Source organism: Streptomyces capitiformicae (assembly GCF_002214185.1).
In the GTDB taxonomy this organism is placed as follows: Bacteria; Actinomycetota; Actinomycetes; order Streptomycetales; family Streptomycetaceae; genus Streptomyces; species Streptomyces capitiformicae.
This window is the reverse complement of the sequence record NZ_CP022161.1, coordinates 5,016,980-5,034,939: the sequence shown is the minus strand read 5'-3', so window position 1 is coordinate 5,034,939 and position 17,960 is coordinate 5,016,980. Positions and strand designations below refer to the sequence as shown.

General features: G+C 69.7%; 17 protein-coding genes. 4 read left to right on the top strand and 13 right to left on the bottom strand.

The genetic code is table 11. The features are described from left to right. Positions 1–2: 2 nt before the first annotated feature. The 4 genes from CES90_RS22460 to CES90_RS22445 form a co-directional block, all read right to left on the bottom strand. Positions 3–695 (bottom strand): glycoside hydrolase family 11 protein, encoded by a 693-nt coding sequence (locus CES90_RS22460; protein ID WP_189786980.1) that lies wholly within the window; start codon positions 693–695, stop codon positions 3–5. A 301-nt stretch (positions 696–996) separates the two neighbouring features. Beyond that, positions 997–1,623, bottom strand: coding sequence for a TetR/AcrR family transcriptional regulator (locus CES90_RS22455; protein WP_189786981.1), 627 nt, complete (start codon positions 1,621–1,623; stop codon positions 997–999). A gap of 117 nt (positions 1,624–1,740) precedes the next feature. After that, the gene (locus tag CES90_RS22450) at positions 1,741–2,028 is read right to left on the bottom strand and encodes a YiaA/YiaB family inner membrane protein (protein WP_189786982.1); all 288 of its coding nucleotides are present in this window, start codon (positions 2,026–2,028) and stop codon (positions 1,741–1,743) included. Between the two features lie 80 nt (positions 2,029–2,108). Further along, positions 2,109–3,260: an acyl-CoA dehydrogenase family protein gene (locus CES90_RS22445; protein WP_189786983.1), complete on the bottom strand. Its 1,152-nt coding sequence runs from the start codon at positions 3,258–3,260 to the stop codon at positions 2,109–2,111. A gap of 70 nt (positions 3,261–3,330) precedes the next feature. Between CES90_RS22445 and CES90_RS22440 the strand changes: the two genes are divergently transcribed. From CES90_RS22440 to CES90_RS22430, 3 genes are all read left to right on the top strand, one after another. Next, positions 3,331–3,975: a TetR/AcrR family transcriptional regulator gene (locus CES90_RS22440; protein ID WP_189786984.1), complete on the top strand. Its 645-nt coding sequence runs from the start codon at positions 3,331–3,333 to the stop codon at positions 3,973–3,975. A gap of 93 nt (positions 3,976–4,068) precedes the next feature. Continuing rightward, the gene (locus tag CES90_RS22435) at positions 4,069–4,506 is read left to right on the top strand and encodes a hypothetical protein (RefSeq protein ID WP_189786985.1); all 438 of its coding nucleotides are present in this window, start codon (positions 4,069–4,071) and stop codon (positions 4,504–4,506) included. Continuing rightward, positions 4,503–5,192, top strand: coding sequence for a hypothetical protein (locus CES90_RS22430; RefSeq protein ID WP_229914300.1), 690 nt, complete (start codon positions 4,503–4,505; stop codon positions 5,190–5,192). Before CES90_RS22435 ends, CES90_RS22430 begins: the two co-directional genes overlap by 4 nt. Before the next feature lie 446 nt (positions 5,193–5,638). On the opposite strand, the gene CES90_RS22425 is transcribed toward CES90_RS22430, so the two are convergent. Beyond that, on the bottom strand, positions 5,639–6,679 hold the full coding sequence (locus CES90_RS22425; RefSeq protein WP_189787034.1) for a DUF2330 domain-containing protein: 1,041 nt from the start codon (positions 6,677–6,679) through the stop codon (positions 5,639–5,641). 331 nt (positions 6,680–7,010) lie between these two features. Here CES90_RS22425 and CES90_RS22420 point away from each other — a divergent pair, with 331 nt between their 5' ends. After that, positions 7,011–8,633, top strand: a complete 1,623-nt coding sequence (locus CES90_RS22420) for an alpha/beta hydrolase (protein ID WP_189786986.1) — start codon at positions 7,011–7,013, stop codon at positions 8,631–8,633. Positions 8,634–8,719: 86 nt separating this feature from the next. On the opposite strand, the gene CES90_RS22415 is transcribed toward CES90_RS22420, so the two are convergent. From CES90_RS22415 to CES90_RS22380, 8 genes are all read right to left on the bottom strand, one after another. Beyond that, complete coding sequence (locus CES90_RS22415; RefSeq protein WP_189786987.1) at positions 8,720–10,102, bottom strand: MFS transporter; 1,383 nt, start codon at positions 10,100–10,102, stop codon at positions 8,720–8,722. Between the two features lie 165 nt (positions 10,103–10,267). Continuing rightward, positions 10,268–11,359: a Zn-dependent alcohol dehydrogenase gene (locus CES90_RS22410; protein ID WP_189786988.1), complete on the bottom strand. Its 1,092-nt coding sequence runs from the start codon at positions 11,357–11,359 to the stop codon at positions 10,268–10,270. A gap of 15 nt (positions 11,360–11,374) precedes the next feature. Beyond that, entirely contained in the window at positions 11,375–12,763 is a 1,389-nt protein-coding gene (locus tag CES90_RS22405) for an aldehyde dehydrogenase family protein (protein ID WP_189786989.1), read from the bottom strand. A gap of 147 nt (positions 12,764–12,910) precedes the next feature. Continuing rightward, the gene (locus CES90_RS49800) at positions 12,911–13,111 is read right to left on the bottom strand and encodes a DUF3574 domain-containing protein (protein WP_229914301.1); all 201 of its coding nucleotides are present in this window, start codon (positions 13,109–13,111) and stop codon (positions 12,911–12,913) included. A 308-nt stretch (positions 13,112–13,419) separates the two neighbouring features. Next, positions 13,420–14,235, bottom strand: a complete 816-nt coding sequence (locus CES90_RS22395; protein ID WP_229914302.1) for a class F sortase — start codon at positions 14,233–14,235, stop codon at positions 13,420–13,422. 58 nt (positions 14,236–14,293) lie between these two features. Then, a complete protein-coding gene (locus CES90_RS22390) occupies positions 14,294–14,920 on the bottom strand; it encodes a hypothetical protein (RefSeq protein WP_308437919.1) in 627 nt (208 codons plus the stop codon). Positions 14,921–15,059: 139 nt separating this feature from the next. Further along, entirely contained in the window at positions 15,060–16,349 is a 1,290-nt protein-coding gene (locus CES90_RS22385) for an MFS transporter (RefSeq protein ID WP_189786992.1), read from the bottom strand. A 59-nt stretch (positions 16,350–16,408) separates the two neighbouring features. Further along, entirely contained in the window at positions 16,409–17,884 is a 1,476-nt protein-coding gene (locus tag CES90_RS22380; RefSeq protein ID WP_189786993.1) for a CitMHS family transporter, read from the bottom strand. Positions 17,885–17,960: the final 76 nt, after the last annotated feature.

The window sequence follows — 17,960 nt, the reverse complement described above, 5'->3', positions numbered from 1 at the left end:
GACTAGCGCACCGTGATGTTGGAGTTGCCGCTGCTGCGATAGCCCTCGGTCGCCATGATCATGTAGTAGCGGAAGCTGCCCAGGGGCATCCCGGCGCGGGTCCAGGCGTCGAAGTGGTTGCCGGTGGTGATGGTTCCGCCCGTCCGCTTCGACTGGCGGACGCTCCAGTACTGGTCGAAGGTCCTGGTGCCCTCGACGGACGGGGCGTTGTACCGCGTCGTCTTGTAGATGTCGTACGTACCGCCGTCGCTGGTGACGGTGCCCCTGTACGCTCCCGTGGGCCGGTACGTGCCCCAGTTGTCGACGATGTAGTACTCGATGAGCGGGCTCGACGTCCAGCCGTAGAGCGTCAGGTAGGCGTTGCCGGACGGATTGAAGGAGCCCGAGTAGGTCACGGTCCTGCGTGAGCCGGTGCTCCAGCCCTTGCCGCATACGAAGTTGCCGGTGTTGCTCCAGGAGGTCCGGTAGGCGCCGCCGGAGGCCAGGGTCATGGAGACCGTTCCCGGTGCGTCGGTCCAGAACGAGTAGTAGTAGCCGTTGTTGGTGCCGGTCTGGTTGGTCGTGACGACGGTGTCGGCGTGGGCGGTGCCGGGAAGGGCCACCGCCGTCGCGGCGGCCAGCGCGGTCGTACAGACACCGGTGACGAACAGCCTGCGGCTCGGCGAGCCGGGTGCGGGTGCGGGTGCGTCGGTCATGGGCGTGCTTCCTCCTCGTCCACGTGAGGTCGTGCCCTGTCAACGCGGAGTGTTGGCCTGCCCCTGTCAACTGTCAATAGTTTCGGCGGGAGAACCGAAACATTCGATCATCGAGGAGATCCGTGAGAAGGCGGCAAGAAGATATAGGGCCAGTTCAATGCGTGCGCTTGGCAAATCGGACCAGTCTGACCACAGCGAGCACCGATGAGGCCCCGAAGGGCCGCAGGATACTTCTTCGAATGTTTCGAAGCTTGTCCCGATCATGTCGGGAGAGGGGGCGAGGCGATGCCCCGCCGAGGCGCTACTTCTTCGCTCCCACCATCCGCAGTACCAGGTCCGCGTACAGGGCGCCGACCTCGTCGGGGGTGCGGGAACCGCCCACGTTGAACCAGCGGGCCACGTCGATGCAGAGGGAGAGGACGGCGACGGTGGTGCCCTTGATGTCAGGGACGTCGAAGTCGCCGGTGCCGACGCCGTCCTCGATGATGCCGCGCACGGCCGCCTCGTTCTGGCGGCGCAGGGTGACGATCTCGGCACGGGCCTCGGGGCCGAGGGCGTCGAGTTCGTACTGGACGACGCGGGCGACCGTGTGCTGGCCGGCATGCCAGCGGACGAAGGAGCGTACGGCCTCGGCGAGGCGGTCGGCCGGGCTGCCCTCGGAGTCGGCTGCGGTGCGCAGGACGTCGAGGGCCTTCTCGTGGCCGATGCGGCTGATCCGGTGGAGCAGCTCTTCCTTGGTCTTGTAGTGGATGTAGAGCGCGGCCGGGCTCATGCCCGCGCGGCCGGCGATGTCACGGGTCGTCGTCGCGTGGTAGCCGCGCTCGGCGAAGGCCTCCACGGCGGCCATCAGCAGCCGCCGGGCCGCTTCCGGGTTCACCTCGCCCCACGGCTGCGGCTCGCCGCCGGCCGTCTCCTCCGCCGCACTCATCGCTCGTTCGCCCCTTCCCATGGCCTGGCACCACCATACCGCCGAGGGTGAGCGAGCGCTTAGAGTGCCCGCTCAGGGCGGTACGGGACGGGGTCAGAACGTCTGGACGTCTGGACGTCAGAGCTTCTCGAAGGGGTCGTGTTCGGCGAGGAGCTTCTCCAGCCTCGCCTGGTCGACCCGGCTGACGATCTGCCCGGCCTCCTGCCGGTCGCGGATCACCTTGGCCAGGGTGAACGACGAGGTCACCAGGTAGAGGACCGCGATGGCCAGGAAGGAACGGACCCAGATGTCGGCGTCCAGGTTGTAGATGCCGATGGTGGTGGCCGCCATGGCCACGATGAAGGATGCGACGGCCTGGCCGTAGAAGGCGGCCGTGTTCTGCTGTTTGACCGGTGTCTCACTCATGGGGACAAGGGTCGGCGCGTTGTGGTCCGGGCCACATCCGTTCGGATACTCACATCAGGGGCGCGCGGACGCCCGCGTACTCAGAACGCCGATACACCCGTCAGCGCGCGGCCGATGAGCAGCTTCTGTATCTGGCTGGTGCCCTCGTACAGGGTCATCACGCGGGCGTCACGGAGGAGTTTGCCGACGGGGTACTCGTCGATGTACCCGTAGCCGCCGAAGACCTGGAGGGCGTTGTTCGCGGCGCGGACGGCGGCCTCCGAGGCGAAGAGCTTCGCCTTGCCGGCCTCCGTGGTGAAGGGCAGGCCGCGGTCGATGAGGTCGGCGACGCGCCAGGTCAGGAGGCGGGCCGCGTCGACGTCCACGGCGATGTCGCTGAGGAGTTCCTGGACGAGCTGATGGTGGGCGATGGTCCTGCCGAACTGCTCGCGCTCAGTGGCGTATCGGACTGCCGCGTCGAGTGCGGCCTGGGCGATGCCGACGCAGCCGGCCGCGACCGACATCCGCCCCTTGGCGAGCGCGGACATGGCGACGCCGAATCCCTTGCCCTCCGGGCCGAGCATCGCGGAGGCGGGGACGCGGACGCCCTCCAGGGCCAGTTCGGCGGTGGACTGGCCGCGCAGGCCGAGCTTGCCGTGGATGGTGCGGCGGGTCAGGCCGGGGGTGTCCGTGGGGACGAGGAAGGCGGAGACGCCCTTGTGGCCGGGGGCGTCGGTGGAGCGGGCGAAGAGGAGGACGACATCGGCCCAGGTGCCGTTCGTGATGAACATCTTGGTGCCGCTGATGACGTAGTCGTCGCCGTCACGGATCGCGCGGGTGGTGAGGTTGCCCGCGTCGGAGCCGGTGCCGGGTTCGGTGAGGCCGAAGCAGCCGATGCACTCCCCCGCCGTCAGGCCCGGCAGCCAGCGGCGCTTCTGTTCCTCGTTCCCCCAGGCCGCGACGGTCTTGGCGACCAGGCCGAGCGAGACGGAGACGATGCCGCGCACGGAGGAGTCGCCGCGGCCGAGCTCCTCCGTGACCAGGCAGTACGCGAGGTGGTCGCCACCGGAGCCGCCGTACTTCTCGTCGATCGTGAGGCCCAGGAAGCCGACTTCGCCGAGCTTCTTCACGACGGAGCGGTCGACGTTCTCGGCGCGGTCCCAGTCGATGACATGCGGGGCGATCTCGCGCTCCACGAAGTCCCGGGCGAGTCCGCGGACGGCGGTCTGCTCGTCGCTGAGCTCCAGGTTCACGCCGGATCACCTCGCGTTCACGGTTTAATTATCACTGCTAGTTTTATTGTCCAGCCCTACTATGTGCGCCATGGCCCGACCGCGCAAGCCCCTGTTGAGCACCGACCGCATCGTGGAGACGGCACGCGGGCTGGTGGACGCGGAGGGGCTGGCCGCCGTCTCGACGCGGCGGCTGGCCGCCGAGTTGGGCGTGAGCGGACCGTCCCTCTACAACCACTTCCGCACCAAGGACCAGATCCTCGAGGCGGTCGCCGACTCGGTGAGCGCGCAGGTCGATCTGTCGATGTTCGAGGACGGACGGGACTGGCGTACCGCGCTGCACGACTGGGCCGTCTCCTATCGGGCCGCCCTGCGCGACCATCCCAACATCGTGCCGATCCTCGCGCGCGGGCCCGGGCGGCGGCCGGCGGGGCTGCGTGTCGCGGATGTGGTGTTCGGGGCCATGGTCGACGCGGGGTGGCCCGCGGCACAGGCCACGTCCATCGGGGCGTTGATGCGGTACTTCATCATGGGGTCCGCGATCGGTTCGTTCGCCGGGGGGTTCGTGGACGACGAGAGCGCGTACGACCCGGCCGACTACCCGCATCTCGGGCAGGCCCATCTCCTGGCCGAACAACAGGAGAAGGTGGACGAGCGGGCGTTCGAGACGGGGTTGACGGCGTTGCTGGATGGGTTGGCTGTGCAGTACGAGCGGGTCGTGCGGAGGGGTTCGTAGGCGCCCGGGCGCAGCGGTCCGCAACGGCTCTGTCCGAGCCGTCACCTGCATACGCTCACCGAGATCAGCATCGTCAGCGGAGGGAGACTGTGCGTGGCAGGGAACATTGTGAGACGTGTGTGGTGGTTGGTGCCCGTCTCGGTGGTGGCGGCGGCGGTGGTGGCGGTGTCGGGCATCTCCTACGCCTTCGATGTGAAGAACAAGGCGTGCGCGGAGGACTTCGAGTCCGTGGCTCTGTCGGTGTCCGGCGTGGTCACCGCGGATTTCACATGCTCATCTTCGTTCGGCAACCCGTCAGAGAAGGGCACGATCACTCTCGACGCGAAGACCGAGGAGGAGGCGGTCGCGGTCATGGAGTCCGTCCTACGTGCCTACGCGGAAACGGACATGGATAACGCGACGACGCCGTTCGTCGACTATGTGAGCGAGGACGGCACCATCGCGGTGGGGCCCCCGGACGCGGGCTTCAACGGGCTCCCGAGCCTGAGGCAGATCCGCGATCACTACGGCCTCCAGGAGCACGTCGGGTGAGCAGTTCACTGACCATGAGGGTCTCCCGGGAAGGGATCCGGGCCGCCGCTCCCGTCGGCGTTCCGACCCCGGTCAAGGATGTGGTCCAGTTCTCCGACGGATCCGGACCGCCCCGGGTGGTCGCGTATGTGGAGCGCGAGCTGCCGCCGGGCGGCATACCCGCATACCTCGCGGCACGCGGCAGCGGCGCTCGCTCCTTCGTCCTGTGGGCCGACGAACACCGCCGAGAGCGGGTGGCCACCTTGTCGACTCCGTCGGCCACCGGCGGGGTCGCGACGTTTCAGGTGCTCGGTGCGCACGGCGAACTCATCGGCACGTTCGTGCGCGAGAAGGCGCTCCGCGGCAGGGGCCTGCGCACCCGCTGGACCGTGACGCAGGCCGGCGGCCCCGAGGCGGTGGGCTTCAAGGGCCGGATCTTCTGGTGGTGGGTGTGGTGGCTGTTGTTGCCCCTGCAGGTGCTGATTCTCGTGTTCGCCCTGTTCGACAGCAGCCCCGGCAATGAGGGGGTCGCGCGCGGCCCCCGGCGCATCGTGTGGCGCGCGGGTGGGCAGATCCCACTGGAGTTCAGATCCAAAGACGACAAGCTGCATGTGCACGCGCCGGAGTTGGACTGGCGGCTTGGGGCCTCGCTGGTCGTCCTGCTGCGCGCCTTCGGCCCCAACTCGTGGGACACCAGGAAGAAGTGACCGGAGTCGCTCCGCCGGTCGCGCCCTCGGCCAGGGCGCGACCGGCCCTGATCGGGCGCAGGCATGCGCAAGAACGGCAGTAGTCACGGCCGGCGGCGCGGTGTGCCTTGGTCAGGCACCGCCCGGGGCCGCCGGCCGCGCCAGGACGTTCAGCGAGGTGGTGCCGGCCGGCAGCGGTCAGGGCGCTTCTGATGGATCTCCGTGGGAGAAGGAGCGGCGTTCGGTGCATGCTCCCGGCGTGCCGGGCGGAAGCCCTCGCAGCGGAGCTACCAGGGCTTTGTCCGGTGCGGCGGTGGGGGCAACTCCCGCTCATGGGGGCACCTCCCGCTCATGGGGCCCCTCCCGCTCGAGCGAAGCCGAGAGTGGGGGAGAAGCCGAGAGTGGGGGAGCGTGCCGGGCGTCGCGACGCCGCGGAGATCCATCAGAAGCGCCCTGAGTGCCGCTGTTCACCGCCTGGCAGTCGAGCGCGCCCGCCGGACCCTGAACAGGACTGCCAGAGCGACGAGAGCCAATGATCCGGCCACCGTCAGCGCCCAGGCCGGGACACCGCCGACCCTCGTCACACCGCCCTCGTGGTACCACACGCGCTGGTACGGCTTGTCGGCCTTCGCCCTGCGCAGTTCATGGTCGCCGCTGATGCGATCCGGCTCGGGGAACCTCTGCTGGTACGCCGTGAGGAAGAGATCCCCGGAACCCGCGAAGTCCCGTACCGCGTCCTCGGGAACGACCTTCCCGGCGTAGAGCAGCTCCGGCTCCTGCCCCCCGATCGCCGAACGCGGCTCCATCCGGTGGTCGGCCAGCACATACAGCCCCAGCGACTGAGGGGTCTTCGCCAGCCGGGACAGCCGCATCGGGTACACCAGTTCCTCGCTGGTGAAGCTGAGCAGCAGCGGATCGAGGCTGCCCGTCAGCACCTCACCGCTCTCCTCGGGGGCCAGCCGGACCGCCACGTACTCCCACTCCGCGTCGACATACGGCTTCAGCTCGGTCGCAAGGGCGTCCGGGAGCTCGAAACCGTTGTCGGCCAGCCAGTCGCGCAGGGCGTCGGGATCGGTGGCGGTCAGCCGGGCAACGTCGAAGGGGCCGAAGCGCTCGCGGCCGACCACGCCGACGGAGTCGGAGTCCGGCGGGGCGGCGCCCGCGGAGTCGTAGCCGGAGAGCCAGTCGAAGGGCCAGTCGTCGCTGTCCGGCCAGAAGTGGGTGCGGGTGCGCACCACGGGCCTGATCTCGTTTTCCAGGGCGTCGAACAGCGAGGAGTCGCCCAGCTCGACCGTCGCCCGATCGGGTACGGGCATGATCCACGCGGCCTCCGGGGCGTTCCCGTCGACCGTCAGCCGCATCGCGATCTGCTCGGTGCGCCCGTCCCAGTGCACCGCCGAAACCTCCCGGTCCACACTGACCTGCATCGCCTCGTCGACCACCATCGCGCCGCAGCCGCACGCGTACGCAGGGTTGATCAGTGAGCCGAACTGGAGTCCGACCAGCATCAGCACGACCATCAGCAGCTTCTGTTTCACGTACTCGTCCCCCGATGTTGTTCCGCACGTACGGACGACGCGCGGACCCGGCCGGTTCCGGACCCGGTAACGGGATTGTGCCAGTGGGCGGTTCGGCGAGTTTCGGCTTCGGGGGCCCGCCCGGCATGTCGCGAATCAGGTCAACTACCCCTTTCTGCATGTCACTTGAGCGCATCCAATGACTCAATTCAGTCAAGTCTTGGTCGAATACGTTCTTGTGTGGCGTGCTCTTCCGGAACCATGCGGCACGGGCCGCGTACCTCGCGGACCTGAACCCCCCTCACCGTTGCGAGAGAACTCCATGAGAAGAAGCGCAGCCGTGTTCTGCGGCGCCACCGTCGTCCTGGCCGGGACGCTCACAGCCGTTCCCGCCAACGCCAGCGCGTCGCACTCCACGAACACCGTCCAGGCCGCCGCCGCGAAGGTCACCTGGAAGAAGTGCGCCACGGCCGACTACCCGACGCTCCAATGCGCCTCGGTCAGGGTGCCGCTCAACTACGCGAAGCCGAGCGGGAAGAAGATCACGCTGGCGCTGTCCCGTGTGCCGCACACCGCGAAGAAGTACCAGGGCCCGCTGCTGGTCAACCCGGGCGGCCCCGGCGGCAGCGGTCTGACACTGGCCGGATTCGTCGCGTCCTCCCTGCCCAAGAAGGTCGCGGCCCAGTACGACGTCATCGGCTTCGACCCGCGCGGAGTGGGCAAGAGCACGCCCGCCCTGGACTGCAAGCCCGGTTACTTCAACCCGGTGCGCCCGGACTCCGTGCCCAGCACGTCCGCGATCGAGAAGGCCAACCTCAAGCGCGCCCAGTCCTTCGCCAAGGCATGCGGCAGCAAGTACAAGGACGTCCTGCCGTACATCAACACGATCAGCGCCGTGAAGGACCTGGACTCGATCCGGAAGGCCCTCGGCGCGAAGAAGATCAACTACTTCGGATACTCGTACGGCACCTACCTCGGCGCGGTCTACGCCAAGTTGTACCCGGAGCGGGTGCGGCGCCTGGTGCTGGACTCGATAGTCGACCCGACGGGAGTCTGGTACGAGGACAACCTCGACCAGGACTACGCCTTCGACAAGCGCCACAAGGCGCTCATGGCGTGGATCGCCAAGCACAACTCCACCTACAAGCTCGGCACCGACCCGGCCAAGATCGAGGCGAAGTGGTACGCCATGCGGGCCGAACTCGCCAAGAAGCCGGTGGGCGGCAGGGTGAAGGTGGGCGCCTCCGAGCTGGAGGACACCTTCACCCCCGGCGGCTACTACAACGGCTACTGGCCCTTCCTCGCCAAGGCGTTCGCGGCCTACGTGGGGGACAAGAACGCCGACCCGCTGGTCGAGGCGTACCAGAACTTCGCCGCCGTCGACGCCTCCGGCGACAACGGCTACAGCATCTACACCTCGGTGCAGTGCCGTGACGCGTCCTGGCCGCGCGACTGGAAGAAGTGGACCAAGGACAACTGGGCCGTGTACAAGAAGGCGCCGTTCATGACCTGGAACAACGCCTGGTACAACGCGCCGTGTGCGTTCTGGCCGACCAAGTCGCTGAAGCCGGTGAACGTCGCCAACTCCAAGCTGCCGCCGGTGCTGCTGTTCCAGGCGACGGACGACGCGGCCACCCCGTACCAGGGCGGCGTCACCCTGCACAAGCTGCTCAAGAAGTCGAGCCTGGTGGTAGAGCAGGGCGGCGGCAACCACGGCATCACGCTGAGCGGCAACACCTGCCTCGACAAGTATCTGGCGACGTACCTCGACAAGGGCAAGGTGCCCCGCGGCAGCGGCAAGGTCGACGCCGTCTGCAAGAAGCTGCCCGACCCGAAGCCGCAGGCCGCGCAGCAGAACTCGGCACAGTCGACGCTGAGCACGGCACCGGGGGCCGCCGCGACGGGCGGTGACACCCTGCACGGCATCCTTGGCTTCCGCGGCTGAGTGTGCCTGCCTGAGCACCACCTCGTACGGCGATGACAAGGGCGCCCGGTATATCGCCGGGCGCCCTTGTCATTTCGCGACAGGACCTAGCCCACGGGCTGCCCCTCCTGTCGGCCCACCTGTTCGGCCTCGCGGGAACTCGCCCTGTTCGCGAGGACCTTGATCGAGACCAGGGCGATCAGCGACAGGCCGATGATGTACGCGGACACCGCCATGGACGTGCCCGTCGCCTCCAGGAGCAGGACCATGAGGAACGGGGCGAGGCCGCCGCCGAAGACCGCCGCGATCTGGTAGCCGAGGGAGGCGCCCGTGTACCGCATCTCGGGGGTGAACAGCTCGGCGAACAGGGCGGCTTGGGGGCCGTACATGATGCTGAGGAAGCAGCTCGCGACGAACGTGGCGACCGCCAGCCACAGCAGCGAGCCGGTGTCGATGAGCAGGAACAGCGGTACGGCCCACACGGCGATGCCGACCGCGCCGAACGCGTAGATCCTGATGCGGCCGATGCGGTCGGAGAGGGCCGCGGCGGCGGGGATCAGCACGAGTTGGGTGAGGCTGATGCAGAGGGAGACGGTGAGGACCGCCTCGCGCTTCATACCGAGTTCACGGGTCGTGTAGTCGAGAATGCCGGTGATGAGGATGTAGAACGTCGCGGTGTTCACGGCGAAGGAGCCGCCGGCGAGGAGGACCGTGCCGAGGTGGCCGCGGAGGATGGTCCTGAGCGGGGAGCTCTTCTCGCCCTTCTCCTGTTCCGCCAATGCCTGTTCGGCGGCCCGGAACTCGGGGGTCTCCTCGACGTGGCGGTGGATGTACCAGGCGAGTCCGAGGACGAACAGGCCGACCAGGAAGGGCACGCGCCAGCCCCACGCGGCGAAGGCACCGTCGCTGGTCGCCGCGCCCACGACGAGGAACATCGTGTTGGCGCTCACCACCCCGATGGGGACGCCGAGTTGGACGAAGCTGCCGTACACCCCGCGCTTGCCCTCGGGGGCGTACTCGGTGGCCAGCAGCATCGCGCCGCCCCACTGGGCGCCGACGGCGACGCCCTGGGCGGTCCGGAGGAGGACGAGCAGGACCGGAGCGGCGATCCCGATCGTCTCGTACGTGGGGAGGAGGCCGATGCCGGTGGTGGCCACGCCCATCAGGGTGAGCGCCAGGACCAGCATCGGCTTGCGGCCGCGCTTGTCGCCGAGGTGTCCGGCCACGATGCCGCCGAGCGGGCGGGCCAGGAAACCGACGGCGAAGGTGGCGAACGCGGCGAGGACTCCGGCGGAGGAACTGCCCGCCGGGAAGTAGAGGTCGCCGAGGACGAGCGCCGCGGCTATGCCGAAGACGAAGTAGTCGTACCACTCCACGGCCGAGGCGAGCGCCGCGGCGGTGGCCACCTTGCGATGGCTCCGGGGGCGGTCGGTGGCGGCGGAGGCGGAGTCGGGCTGCTCGGGACGCGATGCGGAAGGAGCGGTGTCCATACGTGCACACTCCGGTCGGTGCGGGGACGTTCCCGGGAACGTACTGACCGGACGGTATGCAGTCAACGGTCTTGCAGGGGTTGAATTCACGTGCTCGTTACATGTGGTTACACGTGTCCATACGTCCATGCGTCGCGGCCCGCCGCTCCCTGGCGGAAGGCTCGCCTAGAACACCACCAAGGCCCGGCCGCCCTTGCCCGCAAGCATGTTGTCGAACGCGGCGGGGATGCCCTCCAGGGTGATGCGTTCCGTCACCAGGGCGCCGAGGTCCAGGCGGCCCGTCCTGATGTGCTCGGCGAGGACCGGCAGGTCGCGGGCCGGGTCGGAGTTGCCGTAGACGCAGCCGGAGAGGGTGCGGCCCCAGTGGAAGATCTCCAGCGCGTTGAAGGTGACCTGCTGGTCCTTGCCACCGATGCCGACGACGGTGGTACGGCCGCCGCGCCGGGTGGATTCCCAGGCCGTGCGGATGGTGACCGCGCGGCCCACGCACTCCACGGCGACATCGACGCCCTGCTTGCCGGTGAGGGCGCGGATCTCGCGGGCGGTGTTCTCTGAGGCGACGACGTACTCCGTGGCGCCGGCCGCACGGGCCAGCTCCTCCTTCGCCGGGGAGACGTCCACCGCGATCACCCGGGACGCGCCCGCGATCCGCGCCGCCTGCAGCGCGGCCAGCCCGACCCCGCCGGCCCCGAACACCGCGACGGTCTCGCCCGGCTGGACCCGCGCCGAGTGGTGGACGGCGCCGTAGCCGGTGAGGACGGCGCAGCCGAGCAGGGCCGCGTCGGTGAGCGGGACGCCGGCCGGGGCGGGGAGTACGCAGCCGACGGCCACGACCGTCTCCTCGGCGAACGCGGCCACGTTCAGCCCGGGGTACAGGTCGGTGCCGTCGGAGGCCCGGTGGGCGTACACGTTCCCGGCGCCGGTCAGCGCGTTCGCGCACAGCCACACCTCATCCAGCGAGCAGGCATGGCAACTGCCGCAGGAGGGCGCCCAGTTGAGGACGACACCGTCGCCGGGCGAGACATGGGTGACCCCTTCGCCGACAGCGACGACCGTCCCCGCGCCCTCGTGCCCGAGCACGGCGGGCACCGGCACCCGCATGGTCCCGTCGGACAGGGACAGGTCGGAGTGACACACCCCGGCGGCGGCGAGCCGGACCCTGACCTGCCCCGGCCCGGGATCCGGCAAAGCGATCTCGGTGATTTCCAACGGGGCACCGATGGCGGGCAGTACGGCGGCGCGGACGGCAGCGGCCATGATCGTGCGACTCTCCTAGAACTGAAGGGACTTGGTCTGCAGGTACTCGGCAAGGCCGTGTGCGCCCAGTTCGCGGCCCACACCCGACTGCTTGTAACCGCCGAACGGGGCCCGCGGGTTGAAGCGGCCGCCGTTGATGTCGACCTGGCCGGTGTCCATACGGCGGGCGAAGGCGACCGCCTCGGCCTCCTCCCCCGCCCAGACGGCGCCGCCCAGCCCGTAGACCGTGCCGTTGGCGATCCGCAGGGCGTCCTCCTCGTCCTCGTAGCGCAGGATCGACAGGACCGGGCCGAAGATCTCCTCCTGGGCGATGGTCATCCCAGGGGTGACGTCGGCGAAGACGGTGGGGCTGACGAAGTAGCCCTGCTCACGTGGGGATTCGGGGCCGCCGGTGACCAGACGGGCGCCCTCGGCGACGCCCTTCTCGATGTAACTCCGCACCCGTTCCCGCTGCTTGGCGTTGACCAGCGGGCCGATGCGCTCGCCGTACTTCGCGGCGACCTCGGCGGCCAGCTCGACCGCCTGCTCGTACTGGGAGGTGTGTACCAGCATGCGCGTCCAGGCGCTGCACGTCTGGCCGGAGTTGGACATGACGTTCGCGACGCCGACGTTCACGGCCTTGGCGAGGTCGGCGCTCGGGAGGATCACGTTCGCGGACTTGCCGCCGAGTTCCAGGGCCACCTTCTTGAGGGCGCCACCGGCGGTCGCGCCGATGCTCCGGCCGACCGCCGTGGAGCCGGTGAAGGAGACGAGGTCGACGTCGTCGTGGGCGGCGAGCGCCTGCCCGGCGACCGGGCCGAGCCCGGTGACCAGGTTGAACACCCCGGCGGGTACGCCCGCCTCGTCCGCCGCCTCCGCGAAGAGCTGGGCGACCAGCGGGGTGTCCTCGGCGGGCTTGAGGACGACCGTGCAGCCCGCGGCGAGCGCCGGGGCGACCTTGGCGACGATCTGGTGCAGCGGATAGTTCCAGGGGGTGATCGCGCCGACGACCCCGATGGGCTCCAGGTGCACGGTCGAGTTGCCGACCTTCTCCTCGAAGGCGTAGGTCGCGGCCAGTTCCGCGTACGAGCCGGCGACCGCGACCGGCAGGTCAGCGTGCACCCTCTGGGAGAACGGCAGCGGCGAGCCGAGCTCCGCCGTCACGGTCTCGGCGATCTCCTCCCGGCGTGCGGCGAGCGCGTCGCGCAGCGCGCCGATGACCGCGCCGCGCTCGGCGGGCGAGGTCGCGGCCCAGCCGGGAAGGGCTGCGCGGGCGGCTTGTACGGCCGCGTCGACGTCCTCGGCGGTGCCCGCCGGGACCCGGCCGATCACCTGCTCGTCGGCCGGGTTCACGACCTCTGTCGTGTCGGTGCCGGCGGCGGGCCGCCAGGCGCCGTCGATGTACATGCCGTCATGTGCCTTCATCGTGCTGCCTTCCGATGCGGGTCCCGGCCGAGGCCCGGCGAGCCGTGTCGTACGCACCAAAAACTAGCCCTGATAGTTTTCCGGCACCAGAGTCTCAGGTTGTGGGTTCAGCCTCACTACCGGTGGGTTGATCTCAGAGGGCAGTTCTCAGAAGTTCACCCGCCCCGGGTCGTCGATCCTGGCCACCGCCTCCTGACCGAACGCCTTCTGGTAGTCGCCGCGGATCTCCTCGATCGTCCGGTCGCTCTTCCGCGCCGCCGTCACCGGATACAGCAGGATCAGCTCGTACGACCGCTCCTTCTCGATGGCCCCACTCGCGTCCCGCCACTGCCCGCGCCCCTGCTGCACGGTCAGCCCGTCCGGGAAGCCCGGACTCCGGCGCCGCCACGGAGCCGGTGAGGGCGTCGTCGGCGAGGGTGGCTTACGCGGTCGGGGCGCCGGCCACGAGCAGACAGGCGGCCGCGGCGAGGGCGACCCGGGTGCGGGTGACTCGGGCTGGGGCGGCGGGCGAGGTGCGGGTGGAGTGTCCGTTCAGGGCTCCACCTGTAACGGCAGCACCGGCCCCGGGGCCGTCGGCCGCGCCGGGGCCTCACCTCGTGTGCGCCTGTACGCCCCCGGTGCCCACAAGGGCGCAATCGCCGTGCCCGCTCGCTCGTTCAGGGTGTGCGCGCTGGGCCGCGGGTCGCTGTGAGGTGGGCGAAGACGACTACGTTGCTCTCGTAGCCCTTCCTCCGGTCGTACGCCCCACCGCAGGTGATCAGGCGCAGTTCGGGGCGGTTGCGGGTGCCGTACACCACCGTGTTGGGGAAGCGGGACTTCTCGTACTTCTTCACGGCGTCCACGGTGTAGACGGCGGTGCGGCCGTCGGCGCGCCGGACCTCCACGACGCGGCCTGGCTTGATCATCTCGAGCGCGGCGAAAATGGCGGGCCCCGTCCTGGTGTCGCGGTGGCCGACGGCGACCGCGGTGCCGGGGCCGCCGGGCGCGGGCCCCGCCGAGTACCAGCCGACCAGCTTCGGCTTGTCCTCCGGAGGTGCCGGGAGGCGCCCTTCACTGTCGAGGCGGAGCCCGATGACCGGGACCGCCTTGATGCCGAGGTAACGGATGGTGAGGCCCTTCGCCGGGGAGGGCGGGAGGGGACGGGGGGAGGCGGGTCCCTTCGGCTTGGCCGGCCTGGTGGGGGTGGGCCTTCGAGGCCCGGTCCGCCCGGTGGGCGTCGACCTCGGAGTCGCGGTGCGTGAACGTGTGCTCGATGTGGGCGTGGGTCTGGGTCTGGGTCTGGGTGTGGTTGTGGGTGTGGGTGTGGCGGGCGGGGGCGTGAAGTACAGGGGCTCCCGGGTGCGCGGTGCCCCCGCACCGCGCACCCGGGTGTCGGCGTCGGCGTCGGCGTCGGCGATGCGGGCCTCGGCGGGGTCGGTCCGCTCGTCGTGCTGCGCCCAATGGACGCCGCCCACCACCAGCGCGACAGTCATCGCGATCGTCCGCGTCAGGCGGTAGGCGCGCGTCCGGTGCCAGGGCCTCGGGGCGCGTCTACGCGGCGCCATCGGGGCGGCGACGGCGCAGCCGGAGGTAGACCACCCCGCCGACCGCGGCGAGGCCCACGGCAGCCGCGCCGGCGACCGGTGTGAAGTCCTGGGTCATGGCGAGACCGCCGCCACCGGCCGGGGGGCCGCCGTGGGGGGCGGTGGGCGGGCAGTTGACCGTGAAGTCCCTGGTGACCACGCCCGGGCTCGGGCTCGGGCTCGGGCTCGGGCTCGGGATCGGGTCCTCGACGATCTGCCAGGTCAGCCTGTACTGCCCGTTGGGGAACCGCACCTGGCCCCTGGGCATCACGGGCTGGGTGTACCCGTTACCCGCGTTCGGATTTGTGCCGTTGCCCGCAACCGTGATGGAACCCGTGGCAACGGGACCGGCGTCGCCCGGGAGGGGGGGCTGATTGTCGATCCTCCAGCTGATCTCCTGGCCCGGTTCGAAGTTGAACGCGGCGAGGTAGAAGTCGCAGACCCTATCCCGGTGGTTGTCCGGGTCGTTGAAATCATCGCGGCCCACCCGGTGGATCTCGACGACGTCGGGGTCCTCCGGCGCGGCGACGGCCGCCGGTGCCGTGATCAGGCCGGCTCCCGTGACGGTGAGTGCCGCGAGGGCGGCGGCACTCACGCGCGCTCCGGCACGGCGTGGACGGGACGAGGTGGACATGCGGGACCTCCGAGTCAGATGATTTTCATACAAATCACGCTGTTGTCTGACTCTCTGTCACATCACCTGACGTGCGATGGAAGCCACGCCTCACACCCCGTCAGATTTCCCTCTTCCGGCCCAAGGACGCACCGGACCGGGAGCTGTCTCCCCTTCCCGCGTCATCCTGGTCCCCCTTCTCCCCCTTCTCCCCCTTCTCCCCCATCTCGCCCCTCCCCCGCTTCGGCGCGGCGGTCGAGCGCAGGGCTATCCCCGACGACACCAGCAGCAGCGCGCCGAGCATCACGAACGGCGCGGCCACACCCGCGACACCGGCGACCAGACCGGCGGCGGCGGGCGCCGCGGCCTGTCCGAGACGGTTGCCCGTAAGCCGCAGCGCGAGGGCGGTGGAGCGGGCCTCCTCCGGGGCCGCCTGCACGACCGTCGTCATGGACAACGGCTGCCCGACGCCCAGACAGAACCCGAGGGCGGCGAGCATCAACGCCAGCCCCCACACCGGCACCGGGAACGCGATCCCGGCGCAGATCAAGGCCCCCAGCCCACAGGTCACGGTGAGCAGCGCGGTCCTGCCGAGCAGCCGCAGCATGGGCGTCATCACCAGACGGCACGCGATGGTGGCGGCCGCGCGCAGACTCAGCAGGACGCCGATCACCGACGGCGCGATGCCCCGGTCCTCACCGACCACCGGAAGGTACGCGGTGAGGATGTCGGTCGCCGACAGCACGGCGAGGCTGATGAAGATGCCGCCCGGCACCCCCCGGGTGCGCAGTATGCGGTGCACCGGGACCCGCTTGCCCTGCTCCGTACGGGACTTGGGCTCGACCGGAAGCTCAATGCGCCACAGCGAGGTGAACGCGACCGCCGCACCCGCCCCCGCGACCACCAGCGCGAGGGCACTCGTACGCGCCATGTCCGGGCCGCCGATGAGGACACCCGCCGCGATCGGGCCGACCAACTGGCCGAGCGAGGCGCCGATGGTGAAGTGGCCGAAGTTGCGGTCGTGTTCGTGCGGTGCGGACTGGCGGGCGACCAACGACTGGGCGCCGATGACGAAGGAGAGATGCCCGAGCCCCATCACACCGCTCCAGACGGCCATCGCCACCAGGGAGTTCGCCAGGCCGCTCAGCGCGCAGCCGCCGGCGATGAGGACGACGCCCGCCGGCAACAGGGGCGCGCACCGCCCCTGGTCGGTACGGCGGCCGAGCGGTACGGCGGCGAACAGCGGGAGCAGGGCGTAGACACCCGCGATCACACCGACCGCCCGCTCGTCGGCGCCCAGCGCGAGGGCCCGGTAGGAGACGGCGGGGCGGGCCATCGACACCGCCCCCTGCGCGAAGCTGAAGGCGATGACGAGGCGGAGCAGCCAGCCGCGGTTCCTACCGGGCCTCACGATGCGTTCCTCCTTGGGGAGTTGGGGCTCTTCCCGAGTCCGATACCCAGGAGGTCGGCTCAGATGATGCCCATCAGGATTCCGGCGCCCAGGATCACCAGCGAGGTGAGCGCCGCCCACTTCACGACGAACTTCGTGTGGTCGCCGAACTCGACCTTCGCCATACCCACCAGCACGTACACGGCCGGGACGAGCGGGCTGGACATGTGCAGCGGCTGGCCGACGAGCGAGGCGCGGGCGATCTCCAGCGGCGAGACCCCGTGCGCGGCGCCGGCCTCGGCGAGCACCGGCAGGACACCGAAGTAGAAGCCGTCGTTGGACATGAAGTAGGTGAGCGGCAGGCTCAGGAAGCCGGTGACGAGGGCCATGTGCGGGCCCATGCCGGATGGGATGCCGTCGACGATCCACTTGGCCATCGAGTCGACCATGCCGGTGCCCTGGAGGACGCCGGTGAAGACGGCGGCGGCGAAGACCATGCCGGAGACGTTGAGGACGTTGTCGGCGTGGGCGGCGAGGCGGGCCTTCTGGTCGGGGATGTGGGGGAAGTTGACCGTCAGGGCGAGCGCGGCGCCGAGCAGGAACAGCACCGGGATCGGCAGCCACTCCATGATCATCGCGGTGAGCAGCGTGACCGTGAGCAGCGCGTTGAACCAGTACAGCTTGGGGCGCAGCGTCGGGCGGTTGGGGTCCAGGCCCTGGAGGCGGACGTCCTCGACGTCGTCATCGTCGGCGTCGTCCGCGTCGGTGTCGGCGTCGGTGCCGGAGCCCGCGCCGCCGGTGGTCTTCTTCGTACGGACCTTGCCGTCACCGGAGTTGCCCGCGCCGACGAGGACCGTCTCCTCGGACTCCTGCTTCTCGCCGGCGTCTGCGTTCCCGTCCTTGACGATCTTCTGCTGCTCCAGGACGTCGTCGAGGCTCAGCACACCGAGGCGCTTCCGCTCCCGGATGCCGAGGAAGTAGGACAGGACGAAGACGAAGAGCAGGCCGACGAGGAGCGCCGGGATCATCGGGACGAAGATGTCGCCGGCGTCGAGCTTGAGCGCGGTGGCGGCACGGGCGGTCGGGCCGCCCCAGGGCAGCGTGTTCATCACGCCGTTGGCGGTGGCGGCGACACCGGTCATCACGACCAGGCTCATCTTCAGGCGCTTGTACAGCGGGTACATCGCCGAGACCGTGATCATGAAGGTGGTCGAGCCGTCGCCGTCCAGCGAGACGATCGCGGCGAGCACGGCCGTGCCGACGACGATGCGCAGCGGGTCGGCCTTGCAGAACTTCAGGATGCCGCGAACGATCGGGTCGAAGAGGCCGACGTCGATCATGAGGCCGAAGTAGACGATGGCGAACATCAGCATCGCGGCGGTGGGCGCGAGATTGCCCACCCCCTCGATGACGTAGTCGCCGAGATGGGCACCCTTTCCTACGAACACGCAGAAAAGTGCCGGAATCAGCACGAGCGCCGCGATCGGCGACATCTTCTTCATCATGATCAGGACCAGGAAGGTCGCGATCATGGCGAAGCCGAGGATGGTCAACATGTGTGGATACCTAACGTTCGCCCTTGAACTCCCACCAGGGCACCGGCGGTGCGACGACGTTAGGGCGGCTCCACAA

Bases quoted from the DNA above. Each gene is read 5' to 3' on its own strand.
- CES90_RS22460 (WP_189786980.1), bottom strand. From the start codon at position 695: ATGACCGACGCACCCGCACCCGCACCCGGCTCGCCGAGCCGCAGGCTG.
- CES90_RS22455 (WP_189786981.1), bottom strand. From the start codon at position 1,623: ATGAGTGCGGCGGAGGAGACGGCCGGCGGCGAGCCGCAGCCGTGGGGC.
- CES90_RS22450 (WP_189786982.1), bottom strand. From the start codon at position 2,028: ATGAGTGAGACACCGGTCAAACAGCAGAACACGGCCGCCTTCTACGGC.
- CES90_RS22440 (WP_189786984.1), top strand. From the start codon at position 3,331: ATGGCCCGACCGCGCAAGCCCCTGTTGAGCACCGACCGCATCGTGGAG.
- CES90_RS22425 (WP_189787034.1), bottom strand. From the start codon at position 6,679: ATGCTGGTCGGACTCCAGTTCGGCTCACTGATCAACCCTGCGTACGCG.
- CES90_RS22420 (WP_189786986.1), top strand. From the start codon at position 7,011: ATGAGAAGAAGCGCAGCCGTGTTCTGCGGCGCCACCGTCGTCCTGGCC.
- CES90_RS22415 (WP_189786987.1), bottom strand. From the start codon at position 10,102: ATGGACACCGCTCCTTCCGCATCGCGTCCCGAGCAGCCCGACTCCGCC.
- CES90_RS22410 (WP_189786988.1), bottom strand. From the start codon at position 11,359: ATGGCCGCTGCCGTCCGCGCCGCCGTACTGCCCGCCATCGGTGCCCCG.
- CES90_RS22405 (WP_189786989.1), bottom strand. From the start codon at position 12,763: ATGAAGGCACATGACGGCATGTACATCGACGGCGCCTGGCGGCCCGCC.
- CES90_RS22395 (WP_229914302.1), bottom strand. From the start codon at position 14,235: ATGACTGTCGCGCTGGTGGTGGGCGGCGTCCATTGGGCGCAGCACGAC.
- CES90_RS22380 (WP_189786993.1), bottom strand. From the start codon at position 17,884: ATGTTGACCATCCTCGGCTTCGCCATGATCGCGACCTTCCTGGTCCTG.